The sequence below is a fragment of the Chakrabartyella piscis genome (assembly GCA_030067835.1).
Taxonomy (GTDB): Bacteria; Bacillota; Clostridia; order Lachnospirales; family Anaerotignaceae; genus Chakrabartyella; species Chakrabartyella piscis.
In genome coordinates, this window is the sequence record CP092441.1 from 1,513,210 (window position 1) to 1,532,966 (window position 19,757).

At 37.4% G+C, this 19,757-nt stretch carries 18 protein-coding genes; 14 read left to right on the forward strand and 4 right to left on the reverse strand.

Annotation, left to right across the window (positions count from 1 at the left end):
* Positions 1-629 precede the first annotated feature (629 nt).
* The 9 genes from MJY40_RS06700 to MJY40_RS06740 all read left to right on the forward strand — a co-directional run bounded on the left by MJY40_RS06700 (position 630) and on the right by MJY40_RS06740 (position 9,172).
* A complete protein-coding gene (locus MJY40_RS06700) occupies positions 630-1,565 on the forward strand; it encodes a substrate-binding domain-containing protein (protein WP_317856219.1) in 936 nt (311 codons plus the stop codon).
* Positions 1,566-1,808: 243 nt separating this feature from the next.
* Complete coding sequence (pstC, locus tag MJY40_RS06705; protein WP_317856220.1) at positions 1,809-2,699, forward strand: phosphate ABC transporter permease subunit PstC; 891 nt, start codon at positions 1,809-1,811, stop codon at positions 2,697-2,699.
* Positions 2,700-3,548, forward strand: coding sequence for a phosphate ABC transporter permease PstA (gene pstA / locus MJY40_RS06710; protein ID WP_317856221.1), 849 nt, complete (start codon positions 2,700-2,702; stop codon positions 3,546-3,548). It begins immediately after the preceding gene.
* Between the two features lie 2 nt (positions 3,549-3,550).
* Entirely contained in the window at positions 3,551-4,312 is a 762-nt protein-coding gene (gene pstB, locus MJY40_RS06715) for a phosphate ABC transporter ATP-binding protein PstB (RefSeq protein ID WP_317856222.1), read from the forward strand.
* Positions 4,313-4,315: 3 nt separating this feature from the next.
* Positions 4,316-4,957, forward strand: coding sequence for a phosphate signaling complex protein PhoU (gene phoU / locus MJY40_RS06720; protein ID WP_317856223.1), 642 nt, complete (start codon positions 4,316-4,318; stop codon positions 4,955-4,957).
* Between the two features lie 462 nt (positions 4,958-5,419).
* Positions 5,420-7,462: an ATP-dependent DNA helicase RecG gene (gene recG, locus MJY40_RS06725; RefSeq protein ID WP_317856224.1), complete on the forward strand. Its 2,043-nt coding sequence runs from the start codon at positions 5,420-5,422 to the stop codon at positions 7,460-7,462.
* A gap of 149 nt (positions 7,463-7,611) precedes the next feature.
* Positions 7,612-8,181 (forward strand): 16S rRNA (guanine(966)-N(2))-methyltransferase RsmD, encoded by a 570-nt coding sequence (rsmD, locus tag MJY40_RS06730; RefSeq protein WP_317856225.1) that lies wholly within the window; start codon positions 7,612-7,614, stop codon positions 8,179-8,181.
* The gene (coaD, locus tag MJY40_RS06735) at positions 8,178-8,657 is read left to right on the forward strand and encodes a pantetheine-phosphate adenylyltransferase (protein ID WP_317856226.1); all 480 of its coding nucleotides are present in this window, start codon (positions 8,178-8,180) and stop codon (positions 8,655-8,657) included. Before rsmD ends, coaD begins: the two co-directional genes overlap by 4 nt.
* A gap of 11 nt (positions 8,658-8,668) precedes the next feature.
* Positions 8,669-9,172 (forward strand): ATPase, encoded by a 504-nt coding sequence (locus MJY40_RS06740; protein ID WP_317856227.1) that lies wholly within the window; start codon positions 8,669-8,671, stop codon positions 9,170-9,172.
* Between the two features lie 2 nt (positions 9,173-9,174).
* Here the strand turns inward: MJY40_RS06740 and MJY40_RS06745 are convergent, their stop codons facing one another.
* The 3 genes from MJY40_RS06745 to murA all read right to left on the reverse strand — a co-directional run bounded on the left by MJY40_RS06745 (position 9,175) and on the right by murA (position 12,730).
* Positions 9,175-10,275: a nucleoside recognition domain-containing protein gene (locus tag MJY40_RS06745; protein ID WP_317856228.1), complete on the reverse strand. Its 1,101-nt coding sequence runs from the start codon at positions 10,273-10,275 to the stop codon at positions 9,175-9,177.
* Positions 10,276-10,659: 384 nt separating this feature from the next.
* Positions 10,660-11,472 (reverse strand): cell division protein FtsQ/DivIB, encoded by an 813-nt coding sequence (locus tag MJY40_RS06750; RefSeq protein WP_317856229.1) that lies wholly within the window; start codon positions 11,470-11,472, stop codon positions 10,660-10,662.
* Complete coding sequence (gene murA / locus MJY40_RS06755) at positions 11,459-12,730, reverse strand: UDP-N-acetylglucosamine 1-carboxyvinyltransferase (protein ID WP_317856230.1); 1,272 nt, start codon at positions 12,728-12,730, stop codon at positions 11,459-11,461. The genes MJY40_RS06750 and murA overlap by 14 nt, the downstream gene beginning before the upstream one ends.
* 130 nt (positions 12,731-12,860) lie before the next feature.
* Here murA and MJY40_RS06760 point away from each other — a divergent pair, with 130 nt between their 5' ends.
* Positions 12,861-14,135, forward strand: a complete 1,275-nt coding sequence (locus MJY40_RS06760) for an OmpH family outer membrane protein (protein ID WP_317856231.1) — start codon at positions 12,861-12,863, stop codon at positions 14,133-14,135.
* Positions 14,136-14,197: 62 nt separating this feature from the next.
* Here the strand turns inward: MJY40_RS06760 and MJY40_RS06765 are convergent, their stop codons facing one another.
* On the reverse strand, positions 14,198-14,560 hold the full coding sequence (locus MJY40_RS06765) for a C-GCAxxG-C-C family (seleno)protein (protein ID WP_317856232.1): 363 nt from the start codon (positions 14,558-14,560) through the stop codon (positions 14,198-14,200).
* A 228-nt stretch (positions 14,561-14,788) separates the two neighbouring features.
* Between MJY40_RS06765 and ftsZ the strand changes: the two genes are divergently transcribed.
* From ftsZ to MJY40_RS06785, 4 genes are all read left to right on the forward strand, one after another.
* Positions 14,789-15,994, forward strand: a complete 1,206-nt coding sequence (ftsZ, locus tag MJY40_RS06770; RefSeq protein ID WP_331488237.1) for a cell division protein FtsZ — start codon at positions 14,789-14,791, stop codon at positions 15,992-15,994.
* Between the two features lie 494 nt (positions 15,995-16,488).
* Entirely contained in the window at positions 16,489-17,139 is a 651-nt protein-coding gene (gene phoU / locus MJY40_RS06775) for a phosphate signaling complex protein PhoU (RefSeq protein WP_317856233.1), read from the forward strand.
* 121 nt (positions 17,140-17,260) lie between these two features.
* Positions 17,261-17,935 (forward strand): response regulator transcription factor, encoded by a 675-nt coding sequence (locus MJY40_RS06780; protein WP_317856234.1) that lies wholly within the window; start codon positions 17,261-17,263, stop codon positions 17,933-17,935.
* Positions 17,932-19,596 (forward strand): sensor histidine kinase, encoded by a 1,665-nt coding sequence (locus MJY40_RS06785; RefSeq protein WP_317856235.1) that lies wholly within the window; start codon positions 17,932-17,934, stop codon positions 19,594-19,596. The genes MJY40_RS06780 and MJY40_RS06785 overlap by 4 nt, the downstream gene beginning before the upstream one ends.
* The last annotated feature ends 161 nt before the right edge of the window (positions 19,597-19,757 follow it).

Genomic DNA, 19,757 nt, shown 5'->3' on the forward strand with positions numbered 1-19,757 from the left:
AGTGAGATTATTTATATAATGTGTAGTTGCGGAGCGATGAGGGCATCGCTCCCTACAAAAATCAAAACCTTAAATACATTACACTTGTAGGGGTGATTCACGAATCGACCGCAAAACCAAGGATTCTTCATTGCATTCAGAATGACAACTTATATAAGTTGATTTATTTGTAGGGGAGGATATTATCCTCCAGTAAATTGTGTGTAATAATTTTAGGTAGGAATTTATTCACAAACATCCTAAAACAGGTGACGAAACGTCACCCCTACAAAGCAAACCTTACTACAGATTATAAGCATAATGAACAATAAATATGTTACAAATACGTATCCTAAACTGGAAGACAAATATAGTAGAAACACCTGAAATCAAAATGGTTTTGGGTGTTTTTCTTTTGTATTTCATGTGAACTGTAGACTTTATTTATAGGGGTAGATTTCATATTTGCCTGAACCCATGCAAAACGTCATGTAAATACAACTTTACAAAGGAAATTTTTATATTACATAGATTTAACATAGCTTTGCTTACACACTTAACATTGAAGTACTATCATATTACCTGTGAAGCAGACGAGATACTTCACTCAACTTAAAAAATTATGTTATACAATAAAGAGGAGAATTGGTATGAAAAAGAAATTAGTAAGTGCTTTGATGGCAACAACAATGATCGCTATGATGGCAGGTTGTGGTTCTTCTACAGCTTCTACATCTACAGAAGCAGCTCCAGCAGAAACAGCAGTAGCTACAGAAGAAGTAGCAGCTCCAGCAGTGGAAGAAGTTGCAACAGCTTCTGGTTTGATTACAGTTTTGACTCGTGAAGATGGTTCTGGTACAAGAGGTGCTTTCACAGAAATCACAGGTGTTCACGATGGTGACAACGACAATACAACAGTAGAAGCATCTGTACAAAACAGCACAGGTAAAGTTATGACAGCAGTAGCAGCTGACCCACAAGCAATCGGTTACATCTCTTTGGGTTCTTTGGATGATACAGTAAAAGCTGTAACAGTAGAAGGTATTGAAGCTACACCAGAAAACATCTTGGATGGTTCTTACTTGGTAGCAAGACCTTTCAACATTGCAACTTTGACAGGTGCTGATTTGAGTCCTGTTGCAGTAGAATTGCTTGAATTTGTATTCACACAAGAAATGCAAGATGTTGCTGAAGAAGAAGGTTTCATTCCTGTACCTGTAACAACAGATAGCTTCGAATCTGCACAACCTTCTGGTACAATCACTGTTGGTGGCTCCACATCCGTATATCCTTTGATGGAAGTAATGGTAGAAGCATACTTGGAACTTAACCCTAATGCTACAATCAATATCGAAGGTGTTGGTTCTTCCTCTGGTATGAACGGTGCTGCTGATGGTACATTTGATATTGGTATGGCTTCTCGTGAAATGAAAGATTCAGAAAAAGAAGTTTTGACAGGATATGTTTTGGCACAAGATGGTATCGCAGTTGTTGTAAACAATGAAAACCCTCTTGAAAACGTAACAATCGAACAAATCAAAGCTATCTACACAGGTGAAGTTACAGATTACTCTGAATTGTACTAATAAGCGTGTTGCTCACACGCTCACTTGAAATCAGGATTTCAAGTGGTAAATAGAGGTGAAAAAGCAATTTCCTCGTACAAGTGCATCTACGAAGCACCTAGAAATCGCTTTTGTCCTCAACGAAAGTAAATTCCGTCTGCGGATTGAAAGTCTGCGACGCTAAAACCAAAACGAATTGGTTTGTCATTAATCTGAGGGGCTTCCAAGGGGAGCCCTTCTTTGCAGTTTATCAGGAGGAACCGAATGTTAAGAGAAAAAGGAAAAGAACGTATTTATGAAATATTCTTTTTATTGATTGCATCACTTTCCATTGTTTGTGTACTTGTAATATGTGTATTTTTGTTTGGCCAAGGGATTCCAGCAATGCAAAAGATTGGTTTGTTTGATTTTTTAACAGGCACAACATGGAACCCAGCCAATGAATCAAATCCATCTTTTGGTATTTTTCCAATGATTCTTGGTAGTATTTACATCACTGCTGGTGCAATCATTGTAGGTGTACCCATTGGTGTTTTGACAGCAATTTTTATGACAAAGTACTGTCCAGATCATTTTTATAAATTCTTAAAACCCGTTGTAGACCTTATGGCAGGGATTCCTTCCATTATCTATGGTTTCTTTGGTATGACTGTAATGGTTCCATTTATTCGTGATTTCTTCAATGGATTTGGAATCAAAGCATTGCAAACAAATGGTTTGAGTATTTTTACAGCATCTTTGTTGCTTGGGTTTATGATTTTGCCTACAGTCATCAACTTGAGTGAAAGTGCAATCAGAGCAGTACCAGACTTCTATTATGAAGGGTCCAGAGCTTTGGGTGCAACACATGAAAAAGCGGTATTCCAAGTGGTTTTGCCAGCAGCAAAATCCGGTGTTTTGGCATCTGTTGTATTGGGTATTGGACGTGCAATCGGTGAAACAATGGCAGTCATCATGGTTGCTGGTAACCAAGCTCGTATTACAACCAATATTCTTTCGGGTATCAGAACTTTGACAGCAAACGTAGTAATCGAAATGGCATATGCCGCAGATTTACATAAAGAAGCATTGATTGCAACTGGTGTAGTTCTCTTCGTATTTATTTTGATTATAAATCTTTGTTTTTCCATTGTAAAAAGAAAGGTTGGGAACTAAATGAAGAAATTAAATCCATTGAAATTTTTGGTGTATGCAGCAGCATTTTTCACAATTGCAGTTGTAGTATACATCATTGGATATATCTTATATAAAGGTGCTCCACAAATCGTAACAGAAATTTCCAACTACATGCAAGGGGAATATTCCTTGTTCGATTACAAATATAGCTCCAAAAATGTTTCCCTTGTGCCATCTGTCATCAATACCTTAATTATGATTGTCATTTCCCTTGGTATTTCCACAGTCTTGGGTGTGTCCACAGCAATCTACTTGGTGGAATATGCAAAAACTGGTAACAAATTTGTAGAAATCATCCGTATCACATCAGAAACACTTTCTGGTATTCCTTCCATTATTTATGGTTTGTTTGGTATGATTTTCTTCGTTACATATGTTGGTTTGGGATTCTCATTGATTTCTGGTATTTTGACGGTAGCCATTATGATTTTACCTTTGATTATCAGATCCACAGAAGAAGCATTGAAAGCAGTTCCTATGAGTTATCGTGAAGCAAGTTTTGGTTTGGGGGCAGCAAAGCTTAGAACCATTTGGGTGATTATTTTACCATCTGCAATGAACGGTGTTTTGGCAGGTATTATTCTTGCAATTGGTCGTGTCATTGGGGAAACAGCAGCTTTGTTGTATACTTCTGGAACCACCACACAAGTTGCAACAAACTTTATGGAAAGTGGTGGTAGAACCTTGTCAGTTCATATGTATATGTTGACCAGTGAAGGAACTCATTTTGAACAAGCATATGCAACAGCAGCAATCTTGTTATTGGTGGTTGTTTTGATCAACGCACTTTCCTATGTACTTGCAAAAAGACTCACGAAAGGGAGATAAAAATGGATAATAAAATCAAATTTGAAATGAAGGATGTAAATCTATATTATGGTGATTTTCATGCCCTCAAAAATGTCAATCTTGCAGTGCCAGAAAAAGAAATTACAGCATTCATTGGTCCTTCTGGTTGTGGAAAATCCACATTGCTCAAAAGTCTCAACCGTATGAATGACTTGGTAGAAGGATGTAAAATCACAGGCGATTTTTTGTTGGATGGTGAAGATATCTATGACAAACGTATGGATATCAACAAATTACGTAAACGTGTGGGTATGGTATTCCAAAAACCAAATCCTTTCCCAATGAGCATCTACGATAACATTGCTTATGGACCAAGAACACACGGCATCAAAAACAAAACAGAATTGGATGGCATTGTAGAAGAAGCGCTGAAAAATGCAGCAATCTGGGATGAATGCAAAGATAGACTGAAAAAATCTGCACTCGGTATGAGTGGTGGTCAACAACAAAGACTTTGCATTGCAAGAGCGTTGGCAGTGCAACCAGAAATCTTGTTGATGGATGAACCAACATCTGCTTTGGATCCAATTTCCACATCCAAAATTGAAGATTTGGCAATTGAACTCAAAGAAAAATATACAATCGTAATCGTTACCCATAATATGCAACAAGCAACTCGTATTTCTGATCAAACAGCATTCTTCCTTTTGGGTGAAGTTGTGGAAATGAATCAAACAGAAAAATTGTTCTCTATGCCACAGGATAAGAGAACAGAGGACTATATTACAGGGAGGTTCGGTTGATTTATGCGTACAAGATATAATGAACAACTCAACAAATTACATTTGCAAATTGTTACCATGGGTACTATGTGTGAACAAGCCATTTCCAAAGCAACAAAAGCCCTTACAGAAGGGGATATGGTTTTGGCAGGAGAAGTTGTTGCAGGTGATGCAGCAGTCAACCAACAAGAAAGAGATGTGGAAGCGCTTTGCTTGAAATTGTTGTTGCAGCAACAACCAGTGGCAAGCGATTTGCGTAAAATTTCTTCTATTCTCAAAATGTTGACAGACTTGGAACGTATTGGCGATCAAGCAGCAGATATTGCTGAAATTGTAAAGAAAAATAATTTGAAATTACCAGAAAAATACCTTCATGTTTGTAAAATGGGTGTTGCAGCAGTCGGGATGGTTTCAGATGCCATTGCAGCTTATGTGAATAACGATTTGGAGCTTGCAAAAGAGGTTATAGCAAGAGATGACGAAGTGGATGAATTGTTTACAAAAGTAAGAACAGAACTTTTGAATGACCTTGCAAAAGATAACCATACAGAAGGTGAAATTCTTCTCAACTTGTTTATGGTCATCAAATATTATGAACGTATTGGCGACCATGCAACCAATGTAGCGGAATGGGTTGCATACGCTTTGACAGGCGAAAAGGCATAACAATTCTTCTATAAAGAGTCCAATCATTTCGGTGGTTGGGCTTTTTTGTATGTTTGACGATAATATTTCTACTGTGGTATACTGAATCATAAGTTGTCACAAAATATAAATTTGTAGTTGTAGGGTTGATTCATGAATCAACTGTTATAAATTACCACAAAATTCAAATATGACACACTTGTAGAGGATGGATTTCCCATCCTGTCATTGAATCACCACGCAAACCACGTAGGCGTCATTCCGAGTTATCGAGGAATCCGAATCACAAACCAAAGATTCTTCGTCATTGCATTCCTCTGAATGACAATGCATTGGTGTACGTTTGTAGGGGAGTACCATTGGTCGCCCGTAGGTTTGCATTTTATTATTCACGATTCATTCTTCACCATTCACTTCATCTCATTACATGAGATTATAGGCGTAATACAACATTAAAACAGAAATCATGAAAGGAGGAACCTTATGGACTGGAAATCACCAGTTGCTATGCTCAAAGGCATTGGAGAACAAAGAGAAAAGAAGTTGAATCGTTTGGGGATTTTCACCATAGAAGATCTCTTAACCCATTTTCCTAGAGAATACAAAGATAGAAGCCAAATGACCCATATTGGGGATTTGGAATTGAATGAAGAAAGTACATTTTTGGCACAAGTCAAATTCCAAGGGGATAATATTCGTTTGGGACGTTTTTTGTTGACACGCATTATGGTTGGTGACGAAACAGGTGTGGTTGGTGCTTTGTGGTACAACCAACCCTATTTGAAAAATACTTTAATTGTAGGAAACTGGTATCTCATCACAGGTAAACTGCAAAAAAAATATGGCAAAAATGAAGTGGTGGTCAGTGATTTTGAAAAAGTAGGCGACAACTTTGCAGGAGGTAGAATTCTGCCTATTTATCCAAGTGTAGAAGGACTTTCTCAGAAGATGTTGCGTAATTTGATGGAAGAAGCATTGGAGCAAGTGGGTTCCAATTTACAGGAATATTTGCCTGTGGACATCCGTAAAAAATGCCACTTGGCAGAACGTAATTTTGCAATAGAAGAAATCCATTTTCCAAAAACAGAGGAAAGTTTCCATGATGCCAGAAGACGATTGGTATTTGAAGAATTTTTTGTATTACAAGGTGCTTTGTTGACTTTGAAATCACAATTGACGGATATTGGAACAGGAATCCAATTCAAAAATCCAGATGCAATGACTGCATTTCAAAAGACATTACCCTTTGATTTGACGGGTGCACAAAAACGTGTTTTGGGTGAAATGCAAGCTGAAATCTTAGATGGCAAACGTATGAATCGTTTGGTGCAAGGGGATGTAGGTAGTGGGAAAACAGCAGTTGCAATGACCATAGCCTATTGGGCAATTCAAAATGGGTACCAAGTTGCAATGATGGCGCCAACAGAGGTTTTGGCAAACCAACATATGCAATCCTTTTCAGAAAGTTTCAGCAAATTGGGTATTGAAACGGTGTTATTGACTGGAGCACTGAAGGCTAAAGAAAAACGAGAAGCCTTGGCAAAAGTGGCAAATGGTGAAGCCAAAATGATTGTAGGTACCCATGCTGTTATGCAAAAAGGTGTGGAATATCATAATCTTGCATTGGCAATTACAGATGAACAGCATCGTTTTGGCGTACGTCAAAGAGGTGCACTCACAGAAAAAGGCGATGAACCGCATACTTTGATTATGACAGCAACACCCATTCCAAGAACCTTGGCTTTGATTTTATATGGGGATTTGGATATTTCCATTTTGGATGAATTGCCACCTGGCAGACAAAAAATCGATACCATGGCAGTGGATAGTAGATACCATGAGCGGATTTATACATTCTTGGAACGTGAAGTGGCAAAAGGTAGACAGGGGTATGTGATTTGTCCTATGATTGCAGAAAATGAGAAAATTGAAGTACAAAATGTACTGGATTATACAGAAGAATTGCGTGCACGTCTCAAAAATTGTAGAGTTGCTTGTGTTCATGGGAAGCAAAAACCAAAAGAAAAGCAAGAAACTATGGAATTATTTGCAGAAGGTGAGTTGGATATTTTGGTGTCTACAACGGTTATAGAGGTTGGAATCAATGTACCCAATTCCACAATCATGCTCATTGAAAATGCAGAACGTTTTGGCTTGGCACAACTCCATCAGTTGCGTGGTCGTGTAGGACGTGGAGGAGAAAAATCATATTGTATCTTGGTCAGTGATTCCAAATCCAAATTGTCCAAAGAACGCCTCAAAACTTTGGTGGATTCTGATGATGGGTTTGTGATTTCGGAAACGGATTTGAAACTGCGTGGTACTGGTGAATTCTTTGGCACCAGACAACATGGTTTACCAGAGCTTAAAATTGCAAATATGTATACAGACATGCCTATTTTATTGGAAGCACAAAAAGCTGCCATTTCTTGGCTTGCAGATGAATTTGCTTGCACAGAAGATGAAAATGAGAAATTATGCCAACATTTTGGAGAATTATTACAAGGGAAAACCTTATATATTTGATGGTAGAACCGTTGTTTTTCTGTATAAAAATGTGATGAATTGTGAAAAAAATTGCAATTATCATATCTTTAAGCGTTTTTTTATTGTATTTTTCTTGAATTTTTGTTATAGTAACGATATATGCAAAAAAGAAAGTTAGGAGATATGATATGCGTGTTATCGCAGGTAGTGCAAAAGGAAGAAAATTACAAACCATCGAAGGTTTGAATACCAGACCCACAACAGACAGAATTAAAGAAACCTTGTTCAACATTATGGCGTTTGATATGCCAAGAAAACAGTTTTTGGATTTGTTTTCTGGAAGCGGTGCCATTGGTATTGAAGCTTTGAGCAGAGGAGCAGAACAAGCTGTTTTTGTGGAACAAAGTGCAGAATGTGTCAACATCATCAAATCCAATTTGGAACATACTTTGCTTGCAGAAAATGGACGAGTTTTGCAAATGTCTGTTTTGGATGGATTGGACAAGTTGGCATCAGAAGGTGCAACCTTTGATATTATCTTTATGGATCCTCCTTATGCAGCTGGTTTATCAGAAGCTACACTAGAGGCAATTGTTGCCAAGGGTTTATTGGAAAAAGATGGATATATTGTTTTGGAACGTTCTGCTGAAATACCGTTACCTGAAGTGGATGGGTTATCTGTGTTGCGTGAGAAAAAATATAAAACAACGGTATTATCCTTTTTGGGTTTTGCAGATTTGGAGGAAGAAGAATCATGAGAAAAGCAATATATGGTGGTAGTTTTGATCCTGTTACATTGGGTCATTTGGATATCATCAGACGTGCAGCAAAGATGTTTGATGTTTTGGTGGTTGCGGTTTTGGAAAATCCTAACAAAAAAACATTGTTTACTGTAGCTGAAAGAAAATCTCATTTGGAATTGGTTTTGAAAGATATGCCAAATGTAGAAGTGGATTCTTTCGAAGGACTTTTGGCAGAATATGCAAAAAATATTGGTGCTGGTTTTGCAGTTAGGGGCTTGCGTAATGCAGTTGACTTTGCTTCAGAATATCAAATGCACTTAATTAATCGCAAATTGGCAGAAGATTTGGAAACTGTTTTCTTGGCTGCTGATGAAGAACATATCAGTTTGAGTTCCACCAATGTCAAAGAAGTTGCAACCTTTGGTGGCGATATTGATTTTATGATACCTTTGGAAATTAAGCCATATATTACAGAAAAATATAAGAAATGAGGGAATAAAGTATGGATTCTATTATGAATTTGTTGGAAGAAATGGAAGAAATTTTGGATTCTAGTCGTGCAGTGCCATTTAGCAACAAGGTGTCTGTAAATAAAGAAGAAATTTACGATATCATCAGCGACATTCGTGCAAAATTGCCCAATGAATTGAAACAATCCAAATGGGTGATCGAAGAAAGAAATAAAATCTTGATTGATGCACAAAGAGAAGCAGATGAAATCTTGAGAAATGCTGAAGATCGTATGAATCGTTTGGTGGATGCTAGTGAAGTAACCAAACGTGCACAAGACCAAGCAAGTGTCATTGTGGAAAATGCAAAACGTGCAGCAAAAGATATGCGTATCGGTGCCATTGAATATGCAGAAAATGTATTGGCAGATACAGAAGGCAAAATCAAAGAATTGAAAACCATTGTTTATGGTGAAAGCATTAAGACAGATGATTATTTTGCACAAATTTTGAATGTAGTAGGAGAAAACATCCAAGAATTGAAGTTGAGCAAATAAAATCAGTGGTTTTTAAAATGATGGTAAAGTGCCCATAGTAGTGCAAATAGGCAAAAAAACCAAGGCAATACAAAAGTGAATTTTGGTGAAAAAGCAATTTCTGTGAACATATGGGTGACAGGAATTGCTTTTTTTGTATGTGGCAAAACAATTGGATATAAAAATGCAAAGCAAATAGAGCTAAAGATACCATTAAAAATTTTAGATAGAACATATCTTTTCTTGGAAATGGGTATATCGCCAAGAATGCCAAAGCTTTGCCCTAAAATGGAACATCCACCAAAAGATAGCAAAAAACAAACACCAATTAGTTGTATAAATAACGAGTCAATAGATGCGGAAAGGGCATAAGCACCAGTGGTCATTTCCAAAATGCCACCTAGCATACCAGCAAAGTATGCACTTGAAACAAAAGGTGTAAATGGCTTTTCCAAAATTGTGAAAATACCATATACTGTGAATAGTTCTACCAAAATCGAGAACAAAAGGATATATCCACCAATTTGTCCAATGGTGTATAAAGAATTGGCAATGGAACGTGGCAACAAACCAGTGATATCCTTTGATTGTATGGTTTTGGCTGTAAAATTGGAAATTTGAGAAGGGTATATCATTCTATAAAGAATACCAGTCAAAATAGCACCCAAAATCCCACAAAGCAATAATAAATATCCCAAAAGTGGCTCGCCAAAAAATCCAGTTGCAACAGTGCCAACTACAAAAAGTGGACCTGCATTGTTGGAAAAAGAAAGAATGTGTTGTGCTTCTGCCAAGGAGATTTTATCTTCTTCGTATAAAGTAGCAGTGATTTTGGCACCCATAGGATACCCTGATAAAAGACCAAGAAATAATGGCAAAGCTGCAATACCAGAAAGTTTAAATATGGGTTGCATCAAAGGTTGCAAATAAATGCCAATTTTTTCTGCAAAACCTGTTTCCATCAAAATTTGACAACCAACCATAAAAGGAAATAGAGAAGGTAGAACACGCTCCAACCAAAGATAACAAGCATTTTGACCAGCCATTAGAATTGCTTGTGGTTGACACAGTAACGCAAATATGAAGAAGCAGGCACAAATCCCCAATAGATTGTTTTTTCTCATAAAATCACACTCTTTTTGATTATTTTATGCATAAAAAAAACGAATATGCTAAGACAAATTCGCTTGTGATATATTTATATTCATAAGGAGTATGCCTATTTTGTGTAGTGGCTGTTGATGACGGCAGGAGCAAGCCCCTGCCCTACAGTTGTGGCATATTTGAACTTTGTGGCTGTTTATGACGGGATGTCGGGGACGCCATCTCCTACAAACATACGTCAACGCACTGTCATTCAGAGGAGCACAGCGACGAAGAATCCTTGGTTTTGCGGTCGATTCGTGAATCGCCCCTACAAGTGTAATGTATTTTAGGTTTTGATTTTTGTAGGGAGCGATGCCCTCATCGCTCCGCAACTACACATTATATAAATACCCTTCTACATCTTAAGTCAAATATTGGAAAATCAAAGGCTTGTCCAAATCACTCAAATCCAAAGAACCACGATCTTCTGTTGGAATATTTGGCACAATTTCAGAAAGATAACGGATTTTTTGATCCATACGGTCAATGTTACCCAAATACACCTGAACACCATTGGTATATGCAACAATGTTATTTGCATCAGAAACATCCACTTCCAAAATCAAATCCAACAACTCATATTTTTCCATAAGTTTTGAAATTTGCAACATAACCGTCAATGCTTCTTGGTTTTGTACAGGCAACAATTCGCCCAATTGAAAAGAAGTAAATTGCAACCCATTGACAATGGGCAGAGGGTCAGAATAACTGCTTTGTGTTTCCAAAACTCTTCCTTCCATATCTATGTAGAGATACGCACCCATATAAGGTACATATCCACGTGTCAGACGCTCTGTTAGTGTGATGGTCATGGTACTAGGCAATTTCAAAGAAATGTCAGCTGTCGCAATATAAGGGTCTGTTAACAAGGTTTTTTCTGCTTTGGAACGATTGTATAACACCAAATTGTCACCAGTATGGAAGGAGATGGTATCACAAATTTCGTCCAAAGAATAACGTTCACATCCTTCTAGGTAGATGTATTTTGTTGTAAAAAGTGGTGAAAATAGAAGCCCAATCAACAAGCAAAGAACAACCAAACAACCAATCAAAACTTTTTGGCGTATGGGTTCTTTCTTAGGGCGTTTTCTACGAGAAGGCGCAGAAGGATAGTCCAATTCATCACGCATTTGTATATTATAAATTAGGTCATAATCGTTTTCATTTTGATTCATGGCAAGACTCCAAAAGTTGTATTTGTCCACCCAAAGAGGTAAACATTCCGGTAATATCTTCATATCCACGTTCCACAAATTCTGCACCGTGGATGGTAGTGGTGCCTTCTGCTGCAAATCCAGCCAAAATCAAGGCAGCAGTACCACGCAAATCTGTTCCATACACTTCAGTTCCCATCAAATGTGCATTGCCATATATCTTGGCACGTTGTCCATTTATGTCAATCTGTGCACCCATTTTACAAAGTTCTTTGCAATGACGGAATCGTTGTTCAAAAACAGTTTCAATAATCATACAAGTTCCTTCTGCCAATGTCAAGAGGCTTGCAAAAAACGGTTGTGCATCTGTTGGAAATAATGGAAATGGACCTGTTTTTATGGTCAAATTGGAATACAATTGTTTGGGTGGTTCCATGGTCAGCCAATTTCCCTTTTGTTGCCAAATACAACCTATTTTTTCAAATACATCCAGTGTTGCTGACATATGGGATATTTCAACACCTGCAAGGGCGATATCTCCACCTGTCATTGCAGATGCACAAAGCAAGGTTGTGGCTTCGATACGATCAAAGGGAAAGCAGAAATTGGTGCCATGTAATTTGGTCACACCTTCTATGAAAATGGTGGAAGTACCAGCACCATAAATTTCACCACCACATCTCCGTAAAAATTCAGCCAAAGCAACAATTTCAGGCTCTTGTGCTGCATTGTGAATGACTGTGGCACCTTCAGCTTTCACTGCCAATAGTAGGATGTTTTCTGTAGCACCCACACTGGGATATGGCAAATAAATGTGATATCCCAAGATGTGTGATGTGGAACAATGTAAAAAACCATCTTCTTCTTCAATACAAATTCCCATTTTTTCAAAGGAATTCAAATGTAGGTCAATGGGTCTTTTGCCAATGGTGCAACCACCTGGATATCCAAGAATTGCTTTTTTGGTGCGTCCCAATAATGCGCCCAAAAACAAAATGGATGAACGCATTTTCTGTACCGTTTCTTCTTTGATTTCCACAGAGTCGATTTTGGAAGTATCAATGGTATAGGTTCTGTTTTCTTGGGTGATGGTACATCCCAAACGCTCCAAAATAGCAATGGTTTGGTTGAAATCAGAAATATTGGGGCAATTTTCCAAAACCACCTCATCTTCTGCCAAAAGAGTTGCTGCCAAAATAGGCAAACATGCATTTTTACTACCATGAACTGTAAATTCTCCTGATATTTTATGACCACCTTCAACAACATAATGTCCCATATGGTATCCTCCATAAGTGTCTTAACTTCATAATAGAAGAAGTTTGGAATCTTGTGCTTTTCCAATAGGGGTATTGTGTATGAATTTTCTGATTTGCACATATACATATGAAAAAGCGTGGAGGGATTTTATGCAGAATCCGCAAATCAAATATGTAAGAGGTAGCAATGGCTTGTTGTTTATATTTTATCTGGAAAACCAAAGTATCTACATGGAATTGTGCTATGGGAAGCAACCCATACCCAGACAAATGGTTGGTGAAAATGTAGTCCAACTGTTTTCTTTGTGCCAATACCAAGACATGGTATATCTTTTATATGCAACCAACGAAGGAACCTTGATTTTGGCATCTTCAAAGGACTTTACCAATTGGAAATATCGTGTCATTATGGAAGAAGTGCCACATGGAGGACGTACCAAATTTTTCATGGTACCAATGGAAGATGCATTTCATATTGTGTACCATATGCCGACAGAATCAACAGGTGTACATTCTTTGGTCTATACAGTGTTTCGGGGTGGAGAATGGGAAAAACCATATCAAATAGATCGTTTTTTATATGGAGAACAAGTACCATTTTTTGCTCGTAGATTGGGTAGAGAGCACATTGTTTTATATTATAGAACAGCTAGAACTACTTGGAGTGCAAGAGAAATGTTGCTATCACCATATACAATTGGAAGCTTAACTCCTTTGATCCAAACACCAACACCATGTACAGATATTTCGGTTGTCAATGATGAAGAACGGATTCATGTATTGTATATTGTGCGTAATCTATTTCGCACACAGGTGGTGTATCAATACAAACAACGTCTGTCCATTAGTACACCAAAGGTCATATGGGAAGATACCAATTGTGACAATTGTTCAGTGGTCATTGCAGGAGAAAAGGTAATTTTGATGTGGACAGTCAATCAACAACCTATGCGTTGCATTTCAGAAAACAATGGAACCAATTTTGGCTTGGTGGAACGCTATACAGGTGATTTCCCAACAAGATGTTTCAAAGGGGAATTGATTACCAGCTTGCAAACGCAGATAGAAGAAACAGAAATTTATGGTGACTATCAACGAAGAACCACACCATATTTGCATTTCCCAGAAGAACAGTTATATAAAAAAGGGGATATGCGACAAAATAGCACATTCACAGAAAAAGAATTGGATGTTACACCAAAACACCAAGAGGAAACACTACACAAAGAAGAACAGCAGATGATGCAAATGAAAGAATCACACAAAAAAGAGATGGAAGCACTATCTACAGTATTGTCCCAAAGAAATGATGAAATTGCAGAAGTCAATGCCAGATGGCAAAACCAAGTGACAAGAATGGAGCAAGAAATTCAAAAGTTGCGACAAGAAAATATAGTACTGCAACAAATTGAAGAGTCAGACTAAACATATCAATTGCATAGTTCGATGTAGGGGTGGATTCCATATCCACCCGCTTGTATCATATATCATGTTTTTAAAGCAATGATTTCCTCCAAAATATCACACAATTCACATATGAAATCTTGACAAGTTTCAAATTGCAGTGTAAGCTTACAACATTCCAAACAGTGCCAACGAGATTGTATTTCATAAAAGAGCAAAAGACTCTTTTGTTGGGCATCTTTTTCAGGGAATAACATACCCAAAACCATAACAGCACCAACAATTGCACTGCATGTACCACCGATACAAAAACCAGCTTGGATGGCATTGCAGCTGTCTAATGTGGATTTTGAAAGGGTAAAACCATATGTTTTGGCAGCACCCAGCAAAATGGAACGTGAACAAGATTCACCTTGGTTCAAATATTCTAACGTATGTTTTTTCATAGAAAACACCTCTTCATTAGAATATGAAATTTTCCAAAGTTGGTGCCAAATTCCGCAAAATATGATAAACTGGTGATGTTTCCAAAGTGGTATATGAAGATAACGAAAAAATGTATTAAAATTTCAAAAAAAATTATGAAATATTCATATTTGCTATGGTAATTTTGGGTAGTTTCGTGTATAATGAGTATTATTATGTAATTTTGACTATAGTAGGAGGGGATTGTTTTGCTCGAGATTGATATCCCAAAGAGCAGCATGGCACAGATAAAGGTAATTGGCGTTGGCGGCGGAGGTAACAACGCTGTTGATAGAATGATCGAAGATGGGTTGGATGGCGTAAGCTTTATTTCCATCAATACAGATGGACAAGCTTTGGCAAAAGCAAGATCTTCTGTAAAAATTCAAATTGGTGAAAAACTCACAAAAGGTCTTGGTGCAGGCGGTAACCCTGACGTAGGTCAACATTCTGTTGATGAAACCCAAGATGAAATTGCGCAAGCTTTGCGTGGTGCTGATATGGTCTTCATTACAGCTGGTATGGGTGGTGGCACTGGTACTGGTGCAGCTCCAAGAATTGCTGAAATCTCCAAAGAACTTGGAATTTTGACAGTTGGTGTTGTTACAAAACCTTTCAACTTTGAAGGTAAAAAAAGAATGGGCAATGCAGAACGTGGTATTGCTGAACTCAAAAAACATGTAGACACTTTGGTTATCATTCCAAATCAAAGATTGCTCAACATCATTGACAAAAAAACACCACTTACAGAAGCATTCCGTAAAGCGGATGAAGTGTTGCGTCAAGGTGTACAAGGTATTGCTGATTTGATTTCCAAACCAGGTGTGATCAACTTGGACTTTGCAGATGTACGTACCATTATGGCAGACAAAGGTATTGCTCATATGGGTATTGGCCAAGCAAAAGGTGAAAACAAAGCAGAAGTTGCTGCAAAAATGGCAATTCAAAGTCCTTTGTTGGAAACAACCATCGAAGGTGCAAAGAGCGTTCTTATCAATTTCAGTGGTGGTTACGATCTTGGCTTGTGGGAAACAGAAGAAGCTGCTGATTTGATTGGTAGTGCAATCGATCCAAATGCAGAAATCATCTTCGGTACCACAATCAATGAAGAATTGGAAGACGAAGTTATTGTTACTGTAATCGCAACTGGTTTGGATGATGCAGATGCTGTTGAAGTGGAACCAGAAAAACCATCTCGTGCTGCAAGAGTGGCATCAGAGCCTGTTCGTGTAACAGACAGAGTTGTAGACGATTATCGCAATGATGGCTACAGAGAACCACGTGATGACTATTACAGAGAACCACGTGAATATGATGATGAAAGACCTTCTACTTCTGGCAAACGTTTTATGGAAGTGGATGACTATGATAGAGAAATCGTAATTCCTGATTTCTTGACTCGTAAAAAATTCTAATACAAAAATAGACAATCAGTAGGCATATGCTTGCTGGTTGTTTTTTTATTTCCAAAATATCAATAACCCAGAATTTCAAAATACCAATACAATTGTAGGGGAGGATACCATCCTCCAGTTGCATATGATTACAAAAAGCGAATAGATATGTCTATTTATAATAAAAAGCAAGAAAAATAGGGTTTTACACAGATTTAACAATGTAGAACTTTTGTATTTAACATGTAAGCCCTATAATCATCTATAAGAAATGATATTTTAGGTCAAATTATTTTTGTGCAGGCAGATGGAATCCAAAAACTCCTGATTCTTTCCTTTACCCTTCCCTTAACGTGATTAACCTTCCATAGGTACTGCATGAAAATAATTTGATCTATCACATAGGAATAAAATGGAAATGATAAGATGCAGGCGGGTTCTAAGGATACCGTCATTTTTTGCTAAAAATATAAGTTGACTGGTATAAAACTACAAAAGATAGGGGTGAATTGTAATTGGGAAAAAATAGATTTGAGTTGCAATTGGATGAACTACATGTGGAAATGATCAAAATGGGTGCACTTTGCGAAGAAGCCATTACATATGCGATACAAATGTTTTTTGAAAACGATGCAAAAACACTGGAAATTGTACGCAATAAAGAAATTGAAATTGATCGAAAAGAACAAGAAATCGAAAGTCTATGTATGCGATTATTATTGAAACAACAACCAGTGGCAAGGGATTTGCGTATCATTTCATCCACATTGCGTATCATTTCAGATATGGAACGAATTGGAGATCAGGCATTGGACATTGCAGAAATCACAGGCTTGCCAACATATCTCATAGAAAATAATCGCTTACACATTCAGGAAATGGCAAAAGAAACCATCCAAATGGTAACCAAAAGTATCGATGCTTTTGTAAAAAACGATTTGACATTGATAGAAGAAGTCAAAGAAAATGATGATGTGTTGGATGAGTTGTTCCGTCAAATCAAAAATGAATTGATTGCATTGATTGGTGAAGACAAATACCAAGGTGAATTTTATTTGGATATGTTGATGATTGCAAAATATTTGGAACGAATTGGAGATCATGCAACCAATATTGTGGAATGGGTGGAGTATTCTATTTTGGGTCATAGAGGAAAGGGCATATAAGGCGTATCTGAAAAAAATCTTGTAATTTTAGGAAGAACACAGTATCATGAAAATTGTAAAGTCATAAAAATGAATGTTAAAATCATGTAAAATGATGAAAATACCAAGAGGAGTGTATAAATTGATATATTTAGTTGAAGACGATAATAGCATACGAGAATTGGTTGCATATACCTTGCAAAGTTCTGGATTTGTGGCAGAGGGATTTGAAAAACCTTCTTTGTTTTGGGAAGCAATGGAACGTGAATTGCCAACTTTGATTCTGTTGGATATCATGTTGCCTGAAGAGGATGGTATTTCTATTTTGAAGAAAATCAGAGCATCTTCCAAAACCAAAAAAATTCCAGTGATTTTGTTGACAGCAAGAGGCAGTGAATACGATAAAGTTATGGGACTGGATAGTGGTGCTGATGATTATGTTGCAAAACCATTTGGTATGATGGAATTGTTGGCACGTGTCAAAGCTTTGTTGCGTCGTTCAGAAGGAGAACAAGAAATTGCAGAATATATGATTGGAGATTTGCGTGTCAGTCAATCTCGTCATGAAGTTTTTGTCAAAGGTGAAGAAGTGGTTTTGACTTTGAAAGAATTTGAATTGTTGAGCTTCCTTTTGAGCAACAAAGGTAGAGTTATGACAAGAGATCAACTCCTCAATGGTATTTGGGGTTATGGTTTTGATGGCGAAAATAGAACTGTAGATGTACATATTAGAACTTTGCGTCAAAAACTTGGCGATTGTGGTCAATATATTGAAACTGTACGTGGTATTGGCTATAAGATTGGAGGAAATCTGTGACAAGACGTATTTTTCGTTCTATGATGTCAGTGGTTACCGTTATCATTCTTTTGGTGGTTGGGCTGATTTTTGGAACTATGTATGACAACTATGCAGAAGAAAGGAAAAATGATTTGCATAGCTATGCACTTTTGGTACGAACTGGTGTAGAAGAAATTGGTATGTCCTATTTGGAAGCATTGCCAGAAACAGACCATCGTGTGACGTGGGTGGATGCAGATGGCATTGTTTTGTTTGACAATCAGGCAGACCCAGAAACAATGGATAACCATAGCACAAGAGCAGAAATTTTAGAAGCAGAAGCAGGTGGTGAAGGATATAGTCAACGTTTTTCAGATACACTTTCAGACCAGACTATGTACTATGCGTTGCATTTGAATAACGATACCTATATTCGTGTTTCCACATCTATGGAAACGGTGTTTGCAGTGTTTACAACCATAGCAAGTCCCATGGTTGGTGTTTTGATATTTGCGTTGATTTTATCTTTGATTGTGGCGTATTATATATCAAAAATCATCATAAAACCCATCAACGAAATTGACTTGGAACATCCAGAAAATTTGAGTGTATATGAGGAATTGACACCTCTTTTATATCGTATTTCTGCGCAGAACAAGCAATTGCAGAAACAAATGGATGATTTGCAAAGACAAAAGCAAGAATTCGATATGATTACAGCCAATATGCAAGAAGGATTGTTGGTTTTGGATAGCAAAGGTGGAGTATTCTCATACAATGAAGGTGTTTTGCATTTGATGAACATTGATCCACCCAAAAAACGTGAAAGCGTATTTGTACTGAATCGTAGTGAAGGATTCCGTCAGTGTGTGGAAAAAGCACTGGATGGAAAACATTGGGAAGAACGTGTTATGATTGGTGATCGTATGTGCCAATTGTTTGCAAATCCTGTCATTCAATATGGTGTTGTGGCAGGGGTCATCTTACTTTTGTTTGATATTACAGAAAAAGAAGAACGTGAAATATTGCGACGTGAATTTACAGCCAATGTATCTCATGAATTGAAAACACCACTGACTTCCATTTCTGGTTTTGCTGAAATCATGAAAAATGGTATGGTGAGACCTGATGATGTACCTCATTTTTCGGGGAAAATTTATGATGAAGCACAAAGACTCATCCAATTGGTACAAGATATCATCAAACTTTCTCGTTTGGATGAAAAGCAAACGATTATGGAGAAAGAAATGGTGGATATTGCAGCTTTGGCAATGGATGTGGGTAGAAGATTGGAACCTATTGCAGCAAAGAAATCTGTGGAGATTGCAGTGGAAACAGAACCAGTTTCTATGATGTGTGTGTCTCAAGTCATGCAAGAAATGGTGTACAACCTTTGCGATAATGCCATCAGATACAACAAAGATGGTGGCAAAGTATGCTTGGATGTTAAAAAATCAGGAAATGCAATGATTTTATCTGTGAAAGATACGGGTATTGGTATCGCTCCAGAAAATCAAAAACGTGTATTTGAACGTTTTTATCGTGAATCTGCAAGTAGATCCAAAGAAACAGATGGCACTGGATTAGGGCTTTCTATTGTGAAACATGGAGCCATTATCCACAATGCAAAAATAGACTTAAAAAGCAAACTTGGAGAAGGAACCGAAATCACAATTCGTTTCCCAATCAAAAATCAATAAACACAAATCAATCAACACAAACAGCGTTTTTGTCATAATGATGAAGATGCTGTTTTTTTATTGCTTTGTCTTTGCATCATCAAATGAAAATGGCGATATTTGCACCCTTTCAATGGGTATGAATTTTTCATACAAAGGGAATATTGAATGTAGAACAATAT